Source organism: Chryseobacterium sp. WX, from assembly GCF_029542485.1.
GTDB lineage: Bacteria > Bacteroidota > Bacteroidia > Flavobacteriales > Weeksellaceae > Chryseobacterium > Chryseobacterium cucumeris.
This window is the reverse complement of record NZ_CP120710.1, coordinates 1,035,656-1,053,688: the sequence shown is the minus strand read 5'-3', so window position 1 is coordinate 1,053,688 and position 18,033 is coordinate 1,035,656. Positions and strand designations below refer to the sequence as shown.

The 18,033-nt window shown below is 35.5% G+C and carries 20 protein-coding genes; 16 read left to right on the top strand and 4 right to left on the bottom strand.

What is annotated here, in order from left to right; genetic code table 11:
- Window positions 1-22: 22 nt before the first annotated feature.
- From PZ898_RS04755 to PZ898_RS04745, 3 genes are all read right to left on the bottom strand, one after another.
- On the bottom strand, window positions 23-658 hold the full coding sequence (locus tag PZ898_RS04755; RefSeq protein ID WP_216444503.1) for a hypothetical protein: 636 nt from the start codon (window positions 656-658) through the stop codon (window positions 23-25).
- A 263-nt stretch (window positions 659-921) separates the two neighbouring features.
- The gene (locus PZ898_RS04750; RefSeq protein WP_123279858.1) at window positions 922-2,229 is read right to left on the bottom strand and encodes a dihydrolipoamide acetyltransferase family protein; all 1,308 of its coding nucleotides are present in this window, start codon (window positions 2,227-2,229) and stop codon (window positions 922-924) included.
- 63 nt (window positions 2,230-2,292) lie between these two features.
- A complete protein-coding gene (locus PZ898_RS04745; RefSeq protein ID WP_062675025.1) occupies window positions 2,293-3,120 on the bottom strand; it encodes an SAM-dependent chlorinase/fluorinase in 828 nt (275 codons plus the stop codon).
- Between the two features lie 133 nt (window positions 3,121-3,253).
- On the opposite strand from PZ898_RS04745, the gene PZ898_RS04740 reads away from it, so the two are divergent.
- The 6 genes from PZ898_RS04740 (at window position 3,254) to PZ898_RS04715 (ending at window position 8,220) form a co-directional block, all read left to right on the top strand.
- Window positions 3,254-4,213: a PhoH family protein gene (locus tag PZ898_RS04740; protein WP_002979097.1), complete on the top strand. Its 960-nt coding sequence runs from the start codon at window positions 3,254-3,256 to the stop codon at window positions 4,211-4,213.
- A 117-nt stretch (window positions 4,214-4,330) separates the two neighbouring features.
- Window positions 4,331-4,993 (top strand): porin family protein, encoded by a 663-nt coding sequence (locus PZ898_RS04735; RefSeq protein WP_120231366.1) that lies wholly within the window; start codon window positions 4,331-4,333, stop codon window positions 4,991-4,993.
- A gap of 133 nt (window positions 4,994-5,126) precedes the next feature.
- The gene (locus tag PZ898_RS04730; protein ID WP_079241869.1) at window positions 5,127-5,627 is read left to right on the top strand and encodes a hypothetical protein; all 501 of its coding nucleotides are present in this window, start codon (window positions 5,127-5,129) and stop codon (window positions 5,625-5,627) included.
- A gap of 460 nt (window positions 5,628-6,087) precedes the next feature.
- Window positions 6,088-6,744, top strand: coding sequence for an outer membrane beta-barrel protein (locus PZ898_RS04725; protein WP_277694915.1), 657 nt, complete (start codon window positions 6,088-6,090; stop codon window positions 6,742-6,744).
- 75 nt (window positions 6,745-6,819) lie between these two features.
- A complete protein-coding gene (locus PZ898_RS04720) occupies window positions 6,820-7,482 on the top strand; it encodes an outer membrane beta-barrel protein (protein ID WP_277694914.1) in 663 nt (220 codons plus the stop codon).
- 75 nt (window positions 7,483-7,557) lie between these two features.
- Complete coding sequence (locus tag PZ898_RS04715; RefSeq protein ID WP_062675015.1) at window positions 7,558-8,220, top strand: porin family protein; 663 nt, start codon at window positions 7,558-7,560, stop codon at window positions 8,218-8,220.
- 72 nt (window positions 8,221-8,292) lie between these two features.
- On the opposite strand, the gene ffh is transcribed toward PZ898_RS04715, so the two are convergent.
- Window positions 8,293-9,654 (bottom strand): signal recognition particle protein, encoded by a 1,362-nt coding sequence (ffh, locus tag PZ898_RS04710; RefSeq protein ID WP_277694913.1) that lies wholly within the window; start codon window positions 9,652-9,654, stop codon window positions 8,293-8,295.
- A gap of 177 nt (window positions 9,655-9,831) precedes the next feature.
- Between ffh and PZ898_RS04705 the strand changes: the two genes are divergently transcribed.
- The 10 genes from PZ898_RS04705 (at window position 9,832) to udk (ending at window position 18,030) form a co-directional block, all read left to right on the top strand.
- Complete coding sequence (locus PZ898_RS04705) at window positions 9,832-10,203, top strand: hypothetical protein (protein WP_041461471.1); 372 nt, start codon at window positions 9,832-9,834, stop codon at window positions 10,201-10,203.
- 59 nt (window positions 10,204-10,262) lie between these two features.
- Window positions 10,263-11,360 (top strand): F0F1 ATP synthase subunit A, encoded by a 1,098-nt coding sequence (gene atpB / locus PZ898_RS04700; protein ID WP_123279856.1) that lies wholly within the window; start codon window positions 10,263-10,265, stop codon window positions 11,358-11,360.
- A gap of 47 nt (window positions 11,361-11,407) precedes the next feature.
- Window positions 11,408-11,602 carry an ATP synthase F0 subunit C gene (atpE, locus tag PZ898_RS04695; protein WP_002979108.1) on the top strand — a complete coding sequence of 65 codons (195 nt, stop codon included), beginning with the start codon at window positions 11,408-11,410 and terminating at the stop codon, window positions 11,600-11,602.
- An 83-nt stretch (window positions 11,603-11,685) separates the two neighbouring features.
- On the top strand, window positions 11,686-12,183 hold the full coding sequence (locus tag PZ898_RS04690) for a F0F1 ATP synthase subunit B (protein ID WP_002979110.1): 498 nt from the start codon (window positions 11,686-11,688) through the stop codon (window positions 12,181-12,183).
- Between the two features lie 2 nt (window positions 12,184-12,185).
- Window positions 12,186-12,725: an ATP synthase F1 subunit delta gene (atpH, locus tag PZ898_RS04685; RefSeq protein WP_123279855.1), complete on the top strand. Its 540-nt coding sequence runs from the start codon at window positions 12,186-12,188 to the stop codon at window positions 12,723-12,725.
- Between the two features lie 16 nt (window positions 12,726-12,741).
- The gene (gene atpA, locus PZ898_RS04680; protein WP_062675006.1) at window positions 12,742-14,319 is read left to right on the top strand and encodes a F0F1 ATP synthase subunit alpha; all 1,578 of its coding nucleotides are present in this window, start codon (window positions 12,742-12,744) and stop codon (window positions 14,317-14,319) included.
- A gap of 76 nt (window positions 14,320-14,395) precedes the next feature.
- Window positions 14,396-15,259: an ATP synthase F1 subunit gamma gene (gene atpG, locus PZ898_RS04675; RefSeq protein WP_062675004.1), complete on the top strand. Its 864-nt coding sequence runs from the start codon at window positions 14,396-14,398 to the stop codon at window positions 15,257-15,259.
- Between the two features lie 272 nt (window positions 15,260-15,531).
- Window positions 15,532-16,890 carry a hemolysin family protein gene (locus PZ898_RS04670; RefSeq protein WP_062675002.1) on the top strand — a complete coding sequence of 453 codons (1,359 nt, stop codon included), beginning with the start codon at window positions 15,532-15,534 and terminating at the stop codon, window positions 16,888-16,890.
- 10 nt (window positions 16,891-16,900) lie between these two features.
- Window positions 16,901-17,206 (top strand): ATP-dependent Clp protease adaptor ClpS, encoded by a 306-nt coding sequence (locus tag PZ898_RS04665; RefSeq protein WP_099049883.1) that lies wholly within the window; start codon window positions 16,901-16,903, stop codon window positions 17,204-17,206.
- A 209-nt stretch (window positions 17,207-17,415) separates the two neighbouring features.
- Window positions 17,416-18,030, top strand: a complete 615-nt coding sequence (gene udk, locus PZ898_RS04660; protein ID WP_034697618.1) for a uridine kinase — start codon at window positions 17,416-17,418, stop codon at window positions 18,028-18,030.
- The last annotated feature ends 3 nt before the right edge of the window (window positions 18,031-18,033 follow it).

The following is an 18,033-nucleotide window of genomic DNA, read 5'->3' as shown; positions in this document are numbered from 1 at the left end:
AAATTACGGTAAATTTTGGAAATTATATTTCGTTTAAAAACTTTGAGGTGATTTCAGCATTTTCAACCGTAAGAATATCAGGTATACCAAAACTTAAAATGCTGTTTCTGACTTCAAGCTTAAAGCCTTCATCAGAGAAGCTTTTTATTGTTTCTTTTCTTTTTTGGGTTAAAAAGCTCATGGTTTTAAACGAATCACTTCCCACGACATAAAAATCTTTAAAGTCAGGATCTTTAAAATTAATAGAGAAACTGTTGAAGATTCCTGCAATCTTATCCATTAGCTTCTTTTTATTAATGGAAATATACCCAAAATCTTCTTCAAGTTTTTTTAATCCCCAAAGCTGGATAGTGTCATATTTACGATCTAAACGTCCGCCTTTGGAATTTATTCCCACTTTACTGACGATAAAAAGATAGAAAGAGTTATTGCTGTTATTCATATCCTTCACCAGGTAACAGATACGTGGAATAAATAACGGATACATATCAAAAGAGCTGAACTTTTCATATGGGGACTCTTTGACATCAATGACAGTAGTATCGTACGATAGAGAAAGCAGATCATAGATTTCAGTAATGAGTTTTTCATCCTGTTCTGTGAAATCAAAAAACCTTGTGACATCATATTTCCTGTAATCCGGATCCATTTTTCTCAATAATATTTTGTTTAAAAATAATGCTAATCAATCTAATTTCCAAAAAAGTTAGTACAGTATATAAATATTTAAACAATTGATGATTTGATAGGTAATTATTAATTTTGTTGAATATTTGGTATTTATTCAATGAGATATTTAGTGTTTAGGACGTTGTTAAGCTTAAGTAGTAAAAAAACAAAAAACCTTCGAATTTAACCGAAGGTTTTCATTTTATGTGATCAACAATAAGTAAAATTACTTATTACTGATTATTTTATTACTTATATTTCTGTGTTCAGATCCCAGTTTTCAAGGTAGTCGTGAACATGCTTAAGCATCATTCCTCCTAGGGAACCGTCTACCACTCTGTGGTCATAAGAGTGAGACATGAACATTAAGTTTCTGATCGCAATTACATCTCCGTCAGCTGTTTCAAGAACTGCAGGCTTCTTAACGATTGCTCCGATGGCTAAAATAGCTACCTGAGGCTGAGGAATGATCGGTGTACCCATAAGGTTTCCGAAGCTTCCTACGTTAGAAATTGTATAAGTTGCCCCTTGAGTATCCTCTGGTCTCAATTTCTTGTTTCTTGCTCTGTAAGCTAAGTCATTGATTGCTTTTGCAAGTCCTGAAAGTGATAACTGATCTGCATTTTTGATAACTGGAACGATAAGGTTTCCATCCGGAAGGGCAGTAGCCATACCGATGTTGATGTTTTTCTTTTTGATGATGTTTTCACCATTTACAGAAACATTGATCATTGGGAAATCCTGGATTGCCTTCACTACAGCTTTTACGAAAATAGGCATGAAAGTCAATTTTTCACCTTCACGTTTTTCGAATACAGCTTTGTTTTTATTTCTCCATTTTACAACGTTGGTAACGTCTGTTTCAATGAAAGAAGTAACGTGTGGAGCAATTTGTTTTGCTTTCACCATGTTTTCAGCAATGATCTTTCTCATTCTGTCCATTGGAATGATCTCATCACCTGCACTTACCGGAATAGTAGCTGCCGGAGCTGATACTGCCGGTTGTGGAGCTGAAGCTATCTGTACCGGAGCAGCCTGCTGAGCTGGCTTGCTTCCTCTGTTAGCAACATATGCTAATATATCTTCTTTGGTAATTCTTCCTTCTAAACCGCTTCCTTTGATAGATTTCAGTTCAGTTTCAGAAATATTTTCCTGTTGTGCGATAGATTTTACAAGTGGAGACAGATAAAGATCTCCTGAGAATTCTACGTTTGAAGCAGCTACTGTTTGTAGAGGCTCTTCAATCGTTTTTAAAGTTTCAGCATCCGGAGTAGCCGCCGGAGTTTCAGTTTTTACTTCTTCTGAAGCTGCGCCTTCTCCTTCAATTTCTAAAATAGCAATGGCTTCACCTACTTTTGCAACTTCATCTTTTTGCTTTAAAATTTTTACAATTTTCCCCGAAACTGGTGTCGGTACGTCTGAATCTACTTTATCTGTTGCAATTTCTACTACGGAGTCATCCTCCTTTACGTTATCACCTTCATTGAATAACCAAGTGATAATTGTCGCTTCCATAACCCCTTCTCCCATGGAAGGAAGCAATAATTTGTATTCTGCCATTTTTGATTTTTAGATTTTGACAAATATATAAAAAAAATCGGTTTTTTTAAGAAATATATAATCTTAGCTGAATTCAATATAAATATTTTCTCCCACATTCAGTCCAAACAGGCTTTTAGCGCCGTTTTTCTTGCTTCCTTTGTAGATGGTAAGCTCCAATAACTGACTATCATTGAAGATAGCCGCAGACTGTCCGTGGAATTCGGTCTCCCTTTTCCAGTCTGAAACAACTTCTGTATGGCTTGAAAATATTCTTGAAAGGCTTAAATTTCTGAATTTTATGGTAAAACTGTTGTAACCTTTACTGATGTTCTCAAAAAAATCTTTATTGATATTTGATATTATATTTCCGAAATTATCAATATAAGTCACTTCACCAATAATCATCCCTTCCGATTCATTATAAACCGCTCGTGGAAACATAAGTTGTTTTGCGGTGCTTATTTTCCTTCCTATGACTTCAGGAAGTCCGCCATTGGCAAGATGCACTGCTGCAGGAACAAAAATGTCTGTAGAAGTAAAGTTGATAACGTCATCAAAACGATTGTTCAGCGTAAGTTCGTAGATGGCTTCCGGTTTAATATCAAAAAATATAAGGCTCAAAAGGCCGTTGTCTGCCGCCAGGAAGTAAGATCCGTCCGCTTTATAGAGGATATTCTTTCTTGATTTGCTGTAAAAACTGTCTACAGAAAGAATGTGAATGCTTCCTTTGGGAAAATATTTATAAGCATTTCTTACAATATATGAAGTCTGTATAAGATTGAATGCCTGGATTTCGTGGGTGATATCAATAATATTAACCTCAGGGTTTAGAGACAGAATTTTGCCTTTCACAGCAGCAACTCTGTAATCTAAATTTCCGAAATCCGAAGTAAGGGTAATAATTGACATGAGCAATTTATAGAATAGTGTAGTATTGCAAAGTTATTTAAAATAAAAAGAAAGCCCGAAAGATTGTTGAAAAGAATTTGATATAAATTTGAAAAAAAGCTTTAATTTTAAAATCTAAAAATAAAAATACTGCATGTTTGAATTAACATATGATTTGGAAGATATCGATGCGAAAATCTTCTATGGAGTTAATAACCAATATTTCAACTTAATAAAATCAAGCTTTCCAACCATTAAAATTACAGGAAGAGATCATTTTATCTTTGCCATGGGAAATCAGGAAGCTTTAGACATACTGAAACAAAAACTGGATGATATTGTCAGTTTTATCTCCAAAAACAATTCAATAGGGCTGAAAGATGTTGAAAATATATTGAATATTAAAGACGAAAATGAGAAGCAACTGGTATTCGATCAGGATATCATTGTAAAAGGAGTCAACGGAAAAGTTATTAAAGCTAAGACGACCAATCTTAAAAAGCTTGTAAAGGAAACGGAGAAAAAGGACATGGTTTTCGCCATTGGACCTGCAGGTACAGGAAAAACATATACCAGCGTTGCGTTGGCAGCAAGAGCTTTGAGAGATAAAGAAGTAAAAAGAATTATCCTGACAAGACCGGCTGTAGAAGCAGGGGAGAGTCTGGGATTTCTTCCAGGTGATCTTAAAGAAAAGCTGGATCCATATTTACAACCTTTGTATGATGCGCTTCGTGATATGATTCCGCATGAGAAACTGGAAGGTTTCATGGAGAAGAAAGTAATTGAAGTGGCACCATTGGCCTTCATGAGAGGGCGTACACTGGATGATGCTTTTGTGATTCTTGATGAAGCACAGAACACCACCCATGCTCAGATGAAAATGTTCCTTACCAGAATGGGAATGAATGCCAAGTTCATTATCACAGGAGATCCAAGCCAGATTGACCTTCCGAAAAATCAACAATCCGGATTGAAAGAGGCCATGAGAATTTTAAATGGGGTAAAAGAAATCGGATTTGTACATCTTACAGAAGAAGATGTGGTAAGACACCCTGTAGTAAGAAAGATTATCCTTGCTTATAACGACGAAGAGAAAAGACTAAGAAACGACTAATAAAAATGAGTAAAAGTTTCCATTAACCTTTTATTAACCTTAAATAAGTTGGTTAAAATTTGTTAATTTGAAAAAAATAGTTAGTTTTGCACACCTTAAATGTAAAACTAACTAAACATGAAAAAACTTTTACTTGTTGCAGCGGTCGCTGCTATGGGAATTTGTGCCAACGCACAGGAATTTCGATTTGGTCCAAAAGCCGGTTTCGCAATGTCTACTATTAAACTAGACGATAAGCAAGATGATCTTGACGGAAGAAAAATGTCTCCTAAATATACCTTCTATATCGGTGGAATGGCTGAGTACAAATTCAATGATAACTTTGCTGTTCAGGGAGAGGTTTTGTATTCACCGCTTGGAGCTAAAGAAAAGATTGACGGAGTAAACGCTGGAGGAATGTATTTTGGGGAGTCTACTAAAGTAACTTTCGGGACTCTTTTAGTTCCTGTTTCTGCAAAATACTTTATTACAGAAGGTTTCTCTGTAGCTGCAGGTGTTAACGTAGGGATCATTCTTACCGCTAAACAAAAGACTGTCATCGGTTCAGATTTCCTTGATGTAGAAATGGAAGGTGAAGGCGGTGATGTAGATATTAAAAAAGATATCAAATCATTGAACCTTGCTCCGTTCTTAGGTGTTGAATATATGCTGGAAAACGGACTTTTCTTTGATGCAAGATACAGTTTAGGAGTATCCAACCTATCCAATGACAACAGCGGAGGATCTGTAAAAAACAGCTTTGCTCAGGTGGGTGTAGGTTTCAAATTCGGAGGAAACTAATTCTGAAATTTTAGAACCAATTAATAATATAAAGCAGGACAAATTTTGTTCTGCTTTTCCTGTTATAGGGCAGTTTATTCTGATGATAAAAATAATTAGTACTTTTGCACAGTAATTCAAAGCTACTAAAAAAATGAAAAAACTATTATTACTAGGTGCTTTTGCACTTTTAGGAGGTGCTGCTCAGGCGCAGGAAGGTTTTAAAATCGGTGGACATATTGGTGTTCCCGTATCAGATGCAAGTGATGTATCTTCGTTTACATTAGGAGTAGATGCAGCTTATATGTGGAATATTGCTAAAGGTCTTGACCTTGGGGTAACCACAGGATATTCTCATTTCTTCGGAAAAGATCACTTTGATGATTTCGGATTTGTTCCTGTAGCTGTTTCCGGGAAATATAGATTTAAAGGAGCTCCAATCTTTGTAGGGTTAGATCTTGGATATGGTATTTCTACAAAGGATGGAGTAGATGGCGGTTTCTATGCACAGCCTAAATTTGGATATCAAATGTCTAAAGGGGAGTTGTACATCGGTTACCAATCTATCAGCAATAAGCGTGACCTACCGGGATGGGGAAGCTATAGCTGGAATGTAGGAGCTGTTAACATTGGTTATAATTTCTTCTTGAAATAAGAAAAAGCAATTGCATATGAAAACTCCGGCCTTTGGCCGGAGTTTTTTGATTACTTATATATAGACTATACGGATTTCTGATCAGAAATTTTTAATAGAGTGGATGTATAACGATTAGAAATATGTGAAAATAGTCTTAAATAATAAACAATTGTTTAAATTTTAAGAGTTAATAACTTTAAAATTAGTAATTTAGGTTAATTAATTTTATCATTTTTCCAGGATTCCTGAGGTTTTAGAAAAAATCAGAAAATTTAAAAAAGTAAATATATTTGAGTGTTGTTGAAAAAAAATAATTTTTTTATTCATAATATTGTGAAAAACTCAATAACATCTCTTAACTATGATTTATTTTTACAAAACCCTAAATTTTAACAATGATATTAATCACATTAACAAATTTTAATATTAGTGGTGACCACTGTAAATTTGCCCTCAGAAAGTATTAAAATTTTTTAAAATGAAAAAAATATTATTAGCGGGTGCTGTTGCACTTTTCGGTTTGTCAAACGCTCAGATTGCTAAAGGAACTACATATTTATCAGGATCTGTTGGTTATTCTCAAGTAGAAACTAACAACGGTAACCTTAAAACTGAAAACTTCAACGTATTACCTACAGTTGGATATTTCGTTAACACTAACTTAGCAATCGGATTAGGTGTAGGATACCAAACTGAAAAAACTACAGCTACTACGACTACAACTATGGGAAACGCTACAACTGTAAGCGAAAATGTAATTAAGCAACCAGCTTTCGTTGTTGCTCCATTCGTAAGAAAATACTGGACTTTGTCTGACAAGTTGTATATCTTCGGACAATTAGCAGTTCCAATGCAGTTTGGAAAAACTGAAACTGAGAAAAGCTCTGTAACTACAGCTGGAAACACTACAATTTCTAACTCTACTTCTAATGAAGATAAATACACTCAAATCGGTGTAACTGTTAAACCAGGTTTAGATTATTTCTTAAACAAAAACTGGTCTATCGAAGCTACTATCGGTGAGTTCGGTTATAGCAACTACAAGCCAAAAGATGGTGATGCTACAAACAACTACAACTTCGGATTGAATTTATCTTCTGTAACTTTCGGAGTTAAATATGTATTTGCAAAATAATAAACAAAGCATATAGCAAGAAAGCCCTGAGAAACTCTTAGGGCTTTTTTGCTATACAAAACTAATATAATAATCATGAAAAAAATCGTATTGATGGGTGCTGTGGCGCTTTTCGGTTTATCTAATGCACAGATTGCAAAAGGAACTTCTTATCTTTCAGGTCAGGTAGGATATTATCACAATGAGAAAAACGAATTTGAAACGAATAGAAAGGATGATGTGATAAGAATCCTTCCTACAGCAGGCTATTTCGTTACTAATAATCTAGCCGTGGGACTTGGTATAGGCTATAAAAGTGCTGTTACAAAATACAAATTGGGAAATCCTGCCATAAGTAATGCATTTGAAGTTAAATATACAGATAATGCTTTTGTGGTAGCTCCATTCGTGAGAAAATACTGGACTTTGTCTGATAAATTATACATCTTCGGACAGTTACAGGTTCCATTGGAGTTTGGTAAGGAAAAAATGAATGCAAAAAGTAATATTAACGATGCAGACCCTTTACTTACAGCTGCCTTGAACAGCGAAAATAACTATACCAATATTGGAGTCAATATTAAACCAGGTCTGGACTATTTCCTGACTAAGAACTGGTCAATTGAAGCTACAATAGGAGAATTCGGGTACAATACTCACAAAAGAGATATTGACGGGGCAAAAAGAACTGATGATTACAAATTTGGAATCAGTTTGACTTCCGTGACTTTTGGAGTTAAATATGTATTTGCAAAATAATAAATAAAATAGATATATTAGCCCTGAGATAGATGTCTTAGGGCTTCTTTACTATAAAACTAATTAATAATAATCATGAAAAAAATCTTATTAGCATCAGCGATTGCTTTATTTACAGGCTTAAATGCGCAGACGACATTCGGGGTAAAGGCTGGTTATGCCTTATCAAAACTGAATTCCAATGAAAATGATTTTGAAATGGGAGGAATAGAAGGAGGTTTGAAATCCAAGTCAGGCTTTTATATCGGAGGTTTGGTTGAGCATAAATTCAACAACAAATTTGCCATTCAGGGAGAGGTAGAATATGCTAACCTTGGAGGAAAAGCAGAGGTTTCAATGCCGGGTATTACCGTAACTGAAAAAATGAACCTTAACAGAATTGTAATTCCTGTGTCTGCAAGATATTATGCAACCCCTGAATTAGGAATTTATGCAGGTCCATACGTGAGTTTTAAGACCAGTAACAAGGTGAAATTTGAAATGAGCGGCCCAAATGCAGGTATGGTAGATCCTTCAGGAATCAGAGAAGGAGAGCGTTATGTAGAAAGATATTTGAATGATACGTTGAAGTCTACAGACTTTGGTTTGTTCTTAGGAGCAGATTACGCAATTTATAAAGGATTATTTGTGGATGCACGTTATAGTTTCGGTCTTACCAATATGATCAAAAATCCAGTGGATGGTGAAACTTTAAAAATGAATTTCTTCCAGTTAGGCGTAGGATACAAGTTTAAATAAACAGATCCCAATATAAAAACAAAAAACTCTCAGAAATTCTGAGAGTTTTTTTATGAATGATTTTTGATTTTCTTATTTTCCAAACATTCCACCCATTCCAGGCATATTCGGCATTTTGCTCATCATCTGCATCATTTGCTTTCCTTGAGGTCCCTGCATCATCTTCATCATTTTACCCATCTGATCGAACTGTTTCATCAATTGGTTCACATCTTCGATTTTTCTTCCGGAACCTTTAGCAATTCTTCCTTTTCTCTGTGTATTGATGATAGAAGGTCTTCTTCTTTCTTCAGGAGTCATAGAGTAGATGATGGCTTCAATATGCTTGAATGCATCATCACTGATTTCTACGTCTTTAATCGCTTTTCCAACTCCAGGAATCATTCCCATCAAATCCTTCATGTTACCCATTTTCTTGATTTGATTGATCTGCTTAAGGAAATCGTCAAAACCGAACTCGTTTTTAGCAATTTTTTTATGAAGTTTTTTAGCTTCTTCTTCGTCAAACTGCTCCTGAGCTCTTTCTACTAAGGAAACAACGTCTCCCATTCCCAGGATTCTGTCTGCCATTCTTTCCGGATAGAAAAGATCCAAAGCTTCCATTTTTTCTCCTGTAGAGATAAACTTGATTGGTTTTTCAACAACAGAACGGATCGTTAAAGCCGCTCCACCACGAGTATCACCATCTAGTTTCGTTAAAACAACTCCGTCAAAGTTCAAAGCATCGTTGAATGCCTTTGCTGTATTCACAGCATCCTGACCTGTCATGGAGTCTACTACGAAAAGAGTCTCCTGAGGTTTGATGAAATAATGTACGGATTTGATCTCGTTCATCATCTGCTCATCAATAGCTAAACGACCTGCTGTATCCACGATCACAACATCATGACCTTTTGATTTTGCGAAATTGATAGCGTTTTCAGCAATAGTAGATGGATTGGTAGCGCCTTCTTCGGTATAAACAGGAACTTTGATCTGTCCACCCAATACTTTCAGCTGGTCAATTGCTGCAGGACGATATACGTCACATGCTACCAATAATGGTTTTTTATTTCTTTTTGTCTGTAAATAATTAGCAAGCTTTCCTGAGAAAGTCGTCTTACCAGATCCCTGAAGACCGGCAATAAGGATTACAGTAGGTTTTCCTGAAAGATTGATTCCTTCCTGAGAACCTCCCATTAGGTCTACCAGTTCATCATGAACAATTTTCGTCATCAGCTGTCCCGGAGTAAGGGAAGTAAGAACGTTTTCTCCTAATGCTTTATCCTGAACTCTCTTTGTAAGATCTTTCGCAACTTTATAGTTAACGTCGGCATCTACCAATGCTCTACGGATCTCCTTTACGGTTTCCGCCACATTGATTTCAGTAATTTTTCCTCTTCCGGAAATATTGTGTAATGCCTTGTCTAATTTATCCTGTAAACTATTAAACATATTTATTGTAAATTATAGGTTTGCAAAAATAAGGAATTTTTAGGATATCCAAAGTGTTTGAACACGTAATATTATATATATACGTAATATTATTACAAAGAAGAAAAAATGATAAATATCAAATCATAGTATAATACGATAGAAAAAGTCTATTTTTGCGATCAATTAAAATATAGAATGAAAATTAATCCCAATATTCTTGTTGTCGTTTTATTCTTTCTGACCTTCCTGGTGCATTTTTCCCTATGGAAATTTGTTTTTCACCTGGATGAGATAGTGATCATTAAATTTTACCTTTTTTTAAGTGTCATGTTTATGATGATGATCACCCTTATTATCTTAATCAATAGAGTAGCACCGGAATTTTTAGGATTGTCTGTTATTGGTTTGATCCTTTTAAAATTCGGTTTGATGTACTTAATCAGAAAAAAACTGAACTTTGAAGTGATTCCTGGCTACAAATTCCATTTTATCATGCCTTATTTTGTCCTGACAGCACTGCTTACGTACTATGCAATCAAGCTGATTAATCATGATAAAAAACAGTAAAATTATTTATTGAAACTAGAAAAAATATCATATTTTTGCACAACGAAAAAAACCTATCAATGTTTAAGAAATTCGCAGTTTTATTCTACAGTATTTTTGTATTAAACTTAGTGTCTGCACAGCATGGTGAAGCTACTGCTGGGGCAGCTCCTGCTCAAGAGCTTTCAGAGAAAGACAAAGTAAGCAAAGAAAACAAGGAGTTCATCGATCATCACTTATTAGATGCACATGATTTCACATTGATGGTTGATAAAGATGGTCACCACATCGGTTTCCCTCTTCCTGTTATTATCTATGATAACGGTTTTCACTCTTTCATGAGTAACAAAGAAGGGTTTATGCATGGTGAGCCTACTGAAGTGGATGGTTCTTTTTATGTGTTGCACCATGAGAAAATCTATAAGACTGATGCAGCTGGAACTTTAACACTTGGTGAAGACGGTCATCCAACTAACGTGAAACCTTTAGATCTTTCTATTACAAAAAGTGTATTGATTATTTTATTAGTGTCAATCTTTATGTTTGTGTTATTTGTTGGAATGGCTAAATCTTATAAGAAGTCAGCAGTTCCTACAGGAGCAGCAAGATTCTTAGAACCATTAATTATCTTTGTAAGAGACGAAGTTGCTATTCCTAATATCGGACATAAGTATAAGAGATTCATGGGGTATTTATTAACAGTGTTTTTCTTTATTCTTTTCCTTAACGTTCTTGGATTAATGCCTTTCGGAATTAATGTTACAGGTAATATTACAATGACATTCTTCCTGGCTATTCTTACGTATTTGATTACGACATTCTCAGCGAACAAAGATTACTGGAAACATATCTTCTGGATGCCAGGAGTACCGGTTCCGATGAAGTTGATCATGCTTCCAATCGAATTATTAGGAACAATCACTAAGCCATTCGCATTGATGATCCGACTTTTCGCTAACATGACAGCAGGACACATCGTAGTAATGAGTTTGATCGGATTGATTTACGTATTCAAGAATTTTATCGCAGGTGTTGCATTCCCATTCTTAACATTAGTAATTTATTTACTGGAAGTACTGGTAGCATTCCTGCAGGCTTATATCTTTACTATGTTATCTGCGCTGTTCATTGGAATGGCAGTAGAAGAGCACGAGCACGAACATCATGCAGCTCACTAATTGAAATTATAAATTAAAGTAAAACAAATTTTTTAAAATTATATATTATGGAAATCCCTAAAATTGTAGGTGCTGGTATCGTAGTACTAGGTGTAGGTATCGGTCTTGGTAAAATCGGAGCTGCTGCTCTTGAAGCTATCGCTAGACAACCTGAGCAATCTGGAAAAATCCAAACAGCTATGCTTATCGCAGCTGCACTTGTAGAAGGTGTTGCGTTTGCTGCTCTATTTGCAGTAAACTAATTAAAATCAGACCATTATCTGTGACGGTTGGTTACAGGTAATGGTTCTTTAAAAAAAGTAATAATTATTTATACATTTATATAATGGAATTAATTCATCAGTTTTCATCAGGATTATTTATTATCCAGTCTGTTATTTTTCTAGCATTATTATTTTTGTTAGGTAAATTCGCTTGGAAACCTATTTTAAAGTCTATCAATGACAGAGAAACATCTATTGTTGACGCTCTTAATCAAGCTAAATTAGCTAGAAAAGAAATGGAAACTTTAAAAGAGGATAACGAAAGAATCATTCGTGAAGCTAAAATCGAAAGAGATGCGATCCTTAAAGAAGCCAGAGAGATTAAAGACAGAATCGTAGGGGAAGCTAAAGATGTTGCTAAAGCTGAAGGAGACAAAATGATCGAAGCTGCTAAACAGACTATCAACGCTGAGAAAAATGCTGCAATGGCAGACATCAAAACTCAAATCGGTACTTTATCTGTAAACATTGCTGAGTCTATCTTGAAGCAAAAGCTGGACAATAGCGAAGCTCAAAACGAATTAGTTCAAAATTATTTAAACAAATCAAACCTTAACTAAGAATGCTTACATCTAAAGTAGCTAAAAGATACGCACAAGGTTTACTTGACTTCACCAACGAATCAGGTCAAACGGCTACTGTATTTTCTGAAATGAAAGATGTAGTAAAGATCATGAAAGAGTCTGCGGACTTAAATAAATTTTTCATGACTCCTTATATCGATTCTAAAAAGAAAATAGAAGTAGCAAACGAAATTTTCAAAGGTTTATCTGTTTCTTCTCAGAACCTGATCAGGTTGGTTATTAAGCACGGACGTGAAAACCAATTGAAAAATATCGCTCAGGAATTCATCAACAAAGTTGAAGACCTTAGTGGTATACAGAGAGTGACACTTACAACAGCAACTCCGCTTTCAAAAGAAAACCTTGACCAGATTTTAAGATCTACCAATCTTGTAAATGCTGATTCAAACTTTGATCTGAAAGTAAATGTGAAGCCTGAAATTCTTGGAGGATATGTTCTGAGAGTAGGTGACCAGCAGATAGATGCATCTGTGAAGACAAAATTGAACCAAGTTAAAAAAGATTTCCAATTAAATTAAGAAAAACAACCATACAATGGCAGAAATAAATCCGGCAGAAGTATCTGCGATCTTAAAACAGCAATTGGCCAACTTCGATACTCAATCCAACGTTGAGGAAGTAGGTACAGTTTTAACCATCGGTGATGGTATTGCTCGTGTATACGGGTTAGAAAACGTACAATACGGAGAGTTGGTGAAATTTTCTAGTGATGTAGAAGGTATTGTACTTAACCTTGAAGAAGACAACGTGGGAGTTGCTCTACTTGGTGAAAGTAAATTAGTAAAAGAAGGTGATACAGTAAGAAGAACAAACAGAATCTCTTCTATCAAAGTAGGAGAAGGTATGTTAGGAAGAGTAGTAGATACTCTTGGTAACCCAATCGATGGTAAAGGTCCTATTACTGGGGATTTATACGAAATGCCATTGGAAAGAAAGGCTCCTGGAGTTATCTTCAGACAGCCGGTAACTGAGCCTTTACAGTCTGGTATCGTGGCAATTGATGCGATGATCCCTGTAGGAAGAGGTCAGAGAGAGCTTATCATTGGTGACAGACAAACAGGTAAAACTACTGTTGCTATCGATACGATCATCAACCAAAAAGAATTCTTTGATGCTGGTAAACCAGTATATTGTATATATGTTGCTATCGGTCAGAAAGCTTCTACTGTAGCACAAATCGTTAAAACACTTTCTGATAAAGGAGCTTTAGCTTATACGGTAATCGTTGCAGCTAACGCATCAGATCCGGTTCCAATGCAGGTATACTCTGCAATGGCAGGAGCTTCTATCGGTGAGTTCTTCAGAGACACTGGTAGACCGGCACTTATCGTTTATGATGATTTATCTAAACAAGCTGTTGCTTACCGTGAGCTTTCTCTACTATTGAGAAGACCACCGGGCCGTGAAGCTTACCCTGGAGACGTTTTCTACCTTCACTCAAGACTATTGGAAAGAGCTGCAAAAGTAATCGCTGATGACGAAATTGCTAAGCAAATGAACGATTTGCCAGAATCTCTTAAGCCAATTGTAAAAGGTGGTGGTTCATTAACAGCCCTTCCAATTATCGAAACTCAGGCTGGTGACGTTTCTGCATATATCCCTACAAACGTAATCTCTATTACTGACGGACAGATCTTCTTGGAGTCTGATCTATTCAACTCAGGGGTTCGTCCTGCAATCAACGTAGGTATCTCTGTATCAAGGGTAGGAGGTAATGCTCAGATTAAATCAATGAAGAAAGTATCTGGTACATTGAAGCTTGACCAGGCTCAATATAAAGAACTAGAAGCGTTTGCTAAATTCGGTTCTGACCTTGATGCTTCTACTTTAGCAGTAATCTCTAAAGGAGAAAGAAACGTAGAAATCCTTAAGCAACCGGTAAACGCACCACTTCCTGTAGAAAGTCAGGTAGCGATCGTATACGCCGGAACAGAAAACTTAATGAGAAACGTTCCATTGAACAAGATTAAAGAATTCCAACACGAATATATCGAGTTCCTTAAGTCTAAGCACCCAGATACGATGGCTGCGCTTAAGGCTGGAAAAATCGATAACGATATTACAGGTGTTCTTAAGCAGGCGGCTAACGATTTAGCTTCTAAATACAACTAAAAAATTCAATGTTTAAGGTTTGAAATATAGTGTTTTAAACCTTAAACTTTAGACCTTAAACTTTGAACCCAAATTAATGGCAAACTTAAAAGAAATACGAGGCAGAATTACGTCAATTTCATCTACGATGCAGATTACACGTGCTATGAAGATGGTTTCCGCAGCGAAACTTAAAAAAGCACAGGACGCAATCGTAATGTTAAGACCTTATTCTGAAAAATTACAGGAGCTTATCCAGAATGTAAATTCTAGCTCTGATCCTGATCAGATTTCTGTATATGCTCAGAAAAGAGAGGTTAAAAGAGTATTATTCATCGCTGTTACTTCAAACAGAGGTCTTGCGGGAGCTTTTAACTCTTCTATCGTAAAAGAGCTTAACCTTCAGTTTCAGAACAACGCCCAGTACGAGGTTGAAGTTCTTCCTGTAGGTAAAAAAGTATATGATGCTGTAAGAAAAAGCCGTACGGTATATACTAACGGAAGTACTGTATATGATAATCTGAACTTTGATGCTGTTGCTCATATCACTGAAGGAGTAATGACAAGCTTCAAAGAAGGTAAATTTGACGAAGTTTATGTTATCTATAACAAATTCGTGAATGCAGCTACTCAGGAAGTAACTACAGAACAGCTTCTTCCAATCTCAATGCCGGAAAACACTGAGCCACAGGTTGAAACAGATTATATCTTTGAACCTAACAGAGCTGAAATCCTGGACAATTTGATTCCAAAGTCTATCAAAACTCAGGTTTTCAAAGCCATCTTAGATTCAGTAGCATCTGAGCACGGAGCGAGAATGACGGCAATGCACAAAGCAACAGACAACGCTCAGGCTTTAAAGAATGATCTAGTGATCTTCTACAACAAAGCAAGACAGGCTGCAATTACCAACGAAATCCTGGAAATTGTTTCCGGAGCAGAAGCTTTGAAAAATTCATAAAGAATTATTTTATCATACAATTAAAAGCACCGATCATTTCGGTGCTTTTGTGTTTATAAAGGGCTGAAACAGTCATTGACTATTCAAAAATCCCATTTTTATCAGAAAATGAGTAGCTGTTCCAATTATTTTTTTTATTTAAAAATAGCTATATTATATCAAGCCATATTTTCTTAAGAAAATTCCTTCATCGAAATAATCAATCCCAGATTCAGGCAGGTTATTTTTATTTTACATATCTTTGTAGCTAATAAAATTTATACAACCTCTAAATGGACTCGGACATAGTCAGGCTTTTGCTGGCCTTATTTCTTGTTTTACTAAATGGCTTCTTCGTAGCCGCAGAATTTTCAATTGTTAAAGTTCGTTATTCACAAATTCAGTTAAAAGCTGCAGAAGGAAACTCTATGGCTAAGCAGGCAGAACATATCATCAAACATCTTGATGAATATCTTTCCGCTACACAATTAGGAATTACATTGGCATCCCTTGCCCTTGGTTGGGTAGGAGAAAGTGCCCTGCATCATATTGTCGAAAATATTTTCACGTCTTTAAGCATTAATCTTACTCAGACAACCATTACTACCATTTCGGTAGTGACAAGTTTTGTATTGATTACCATCATGCATATTGTGTTTGGTGAGCTTATACCAAAATCAATCGCTATCAGAAAATCTGAATCAACGACAATGGCAACAGCAGTTCCGTTGAGAGTTTTCTATACGATTTTTAAACCGTTTATCTGGTTAATGAACTCCATGTCAAATGGTTTCTTAAGACTCGTAAAAATTCATCCCGCTTCCGAACAGGAAATTCACTCTACGGAAGAACTTCAGCTTCTGGTAAAACAAAGTGCAGACAGTGGTGAGATTGAAGAAGAGAACTATGAGATCATTAAAAATGCATTTGATTTTACAGATCACTCTGCCAAGCAGATCATGGTTCCAAGACAGAATATTACTTCCATAGACTTTGAGGAAGATGTCAATGATATTATCAACAAAATAATGGACAGCGGTTACTCACGAATTCCCGTTTATATTGATTCCATTGACAATGTGATCGGAATTTTCTACACAAAAGAAATTATAAGAGAATTTGTGAAGAGAAAAGGGGATCTGGATCATGAAGACCTTAAAGATTTAATGCGTGATGCCTTCTTCGTGGTGGAAAGTAAAAAAGTTTCAGACTTACTGAAGACTTTCCAGCTTAAAAAACAACATATTGCTATTGTTATCGACGAATTTGGTGGAACAGAAGGAATTATTACACTCGAAGATATTCTGGAAGAACTTGTGGGAGAAATTCAGGATGAAGAAGATGATGAAGAAAAAATTGTTGATAAAATAGCGGACAATACCTATTGGGTACAGGCTACTCAGCCTTTGGACGAAATCAACGAATTCCTTCCTAAAAAACTTCCTCTTTCCGAAGAAAGCGAGTACAACTCACTAGCAGGATTTATTCTTTATGAGCTTGAAGAAATTCCTGAAGAAAACCAGGAGTTTGATCTTGAAGATTATCACTTCAAAATTCTTAAAATGAATAACAAGAGTGTGGAACTTGTGGAACTGATTTATCAGGAACCTAATGCTATAGATAATCTGGCAGACAAAATAGGAGAAGTTTAAAAGAATGAGAATGAATTTTTATAACAGCATAAAAGATTACGAAAACCCGAAACGTCAGTACGAAGAAGAAGTTCTCGTTTTAGATGATACGGATGAAGTTTATAAACTGGTACTGCATAACGATGATATTCATACTTTTGATTATGTAATAGATTGTCTGATCGAAATATGCAAACATACCCTGGAACAGGCTGAACAATGTACAATCCTTGTTCATTATAAAGGCAAGTGTACCGTAAAAACCGGCTCAATGGACGTTTTGAAGCCTATGCACGAAAAATTAATTTCGCGTGAATTAACAAGCGAAATCGTATAAAATAAAATCCGACAAAGTAATTGTCGGATTTTTTTATTAAATCAAGAGCGTAAATTTGAGTAATAACAATAAATCATAAAGACTGACAGCTTTCCCGAAAATATTTTAATATTTAAATGCTTTAATCTTTTAATTTCTCAATACTCTTACATTGTCACATTTTATCTAAAATAGTATATTTGTACCAACTATAAAGAAACAAAAAAACAATGCTTGTAATAGGAATTGCCGGTGGTACAGGATCCGGCAAAACTACAGTTGTTGATAAGATACTTCAGCAGCTTGATATTGAGGGAATGAATATCCTCTCTCAGGATAATTATTATCACGACAACCAGGGTCTTACATTAACGGAAAGAGAAGCTCTAAACTATGACCATCCGAAATCTATAGACTTTGACTTACTGATAAAACATGTAAAAGCTTTAAAAAATAATGAGTCTATTGAACAGCCGATTTATAGCTTTGTTACCCATTCCCGAACAGGAGATCATGTCACTGTAGAACCTAAAAACGTATTGGTAGTAGAAGGAATTCTTGTTTTAACCAACAAAGAATTGCTGAAAGAATTTGATCTGAAAGTATTTGTTCATGCAGATTCTGACGAAAGGCTTATCAGGAGGATCAGAAGAGATACTCAGGAAAGAGGAAGAGATCTGAGCGAAGTATTGCACCGTTATCAGACCACATTGAAACCAATGCACCAGGAATTTATTGAGCCGTCTAAAAATGATGCGGATCTTATTATCCCTAATATGAAACAGAATTCCGTAGCGATTGATTTTTTAACTACCGTTATTAAAAATTCGTTGAAAAAACATTAAAAA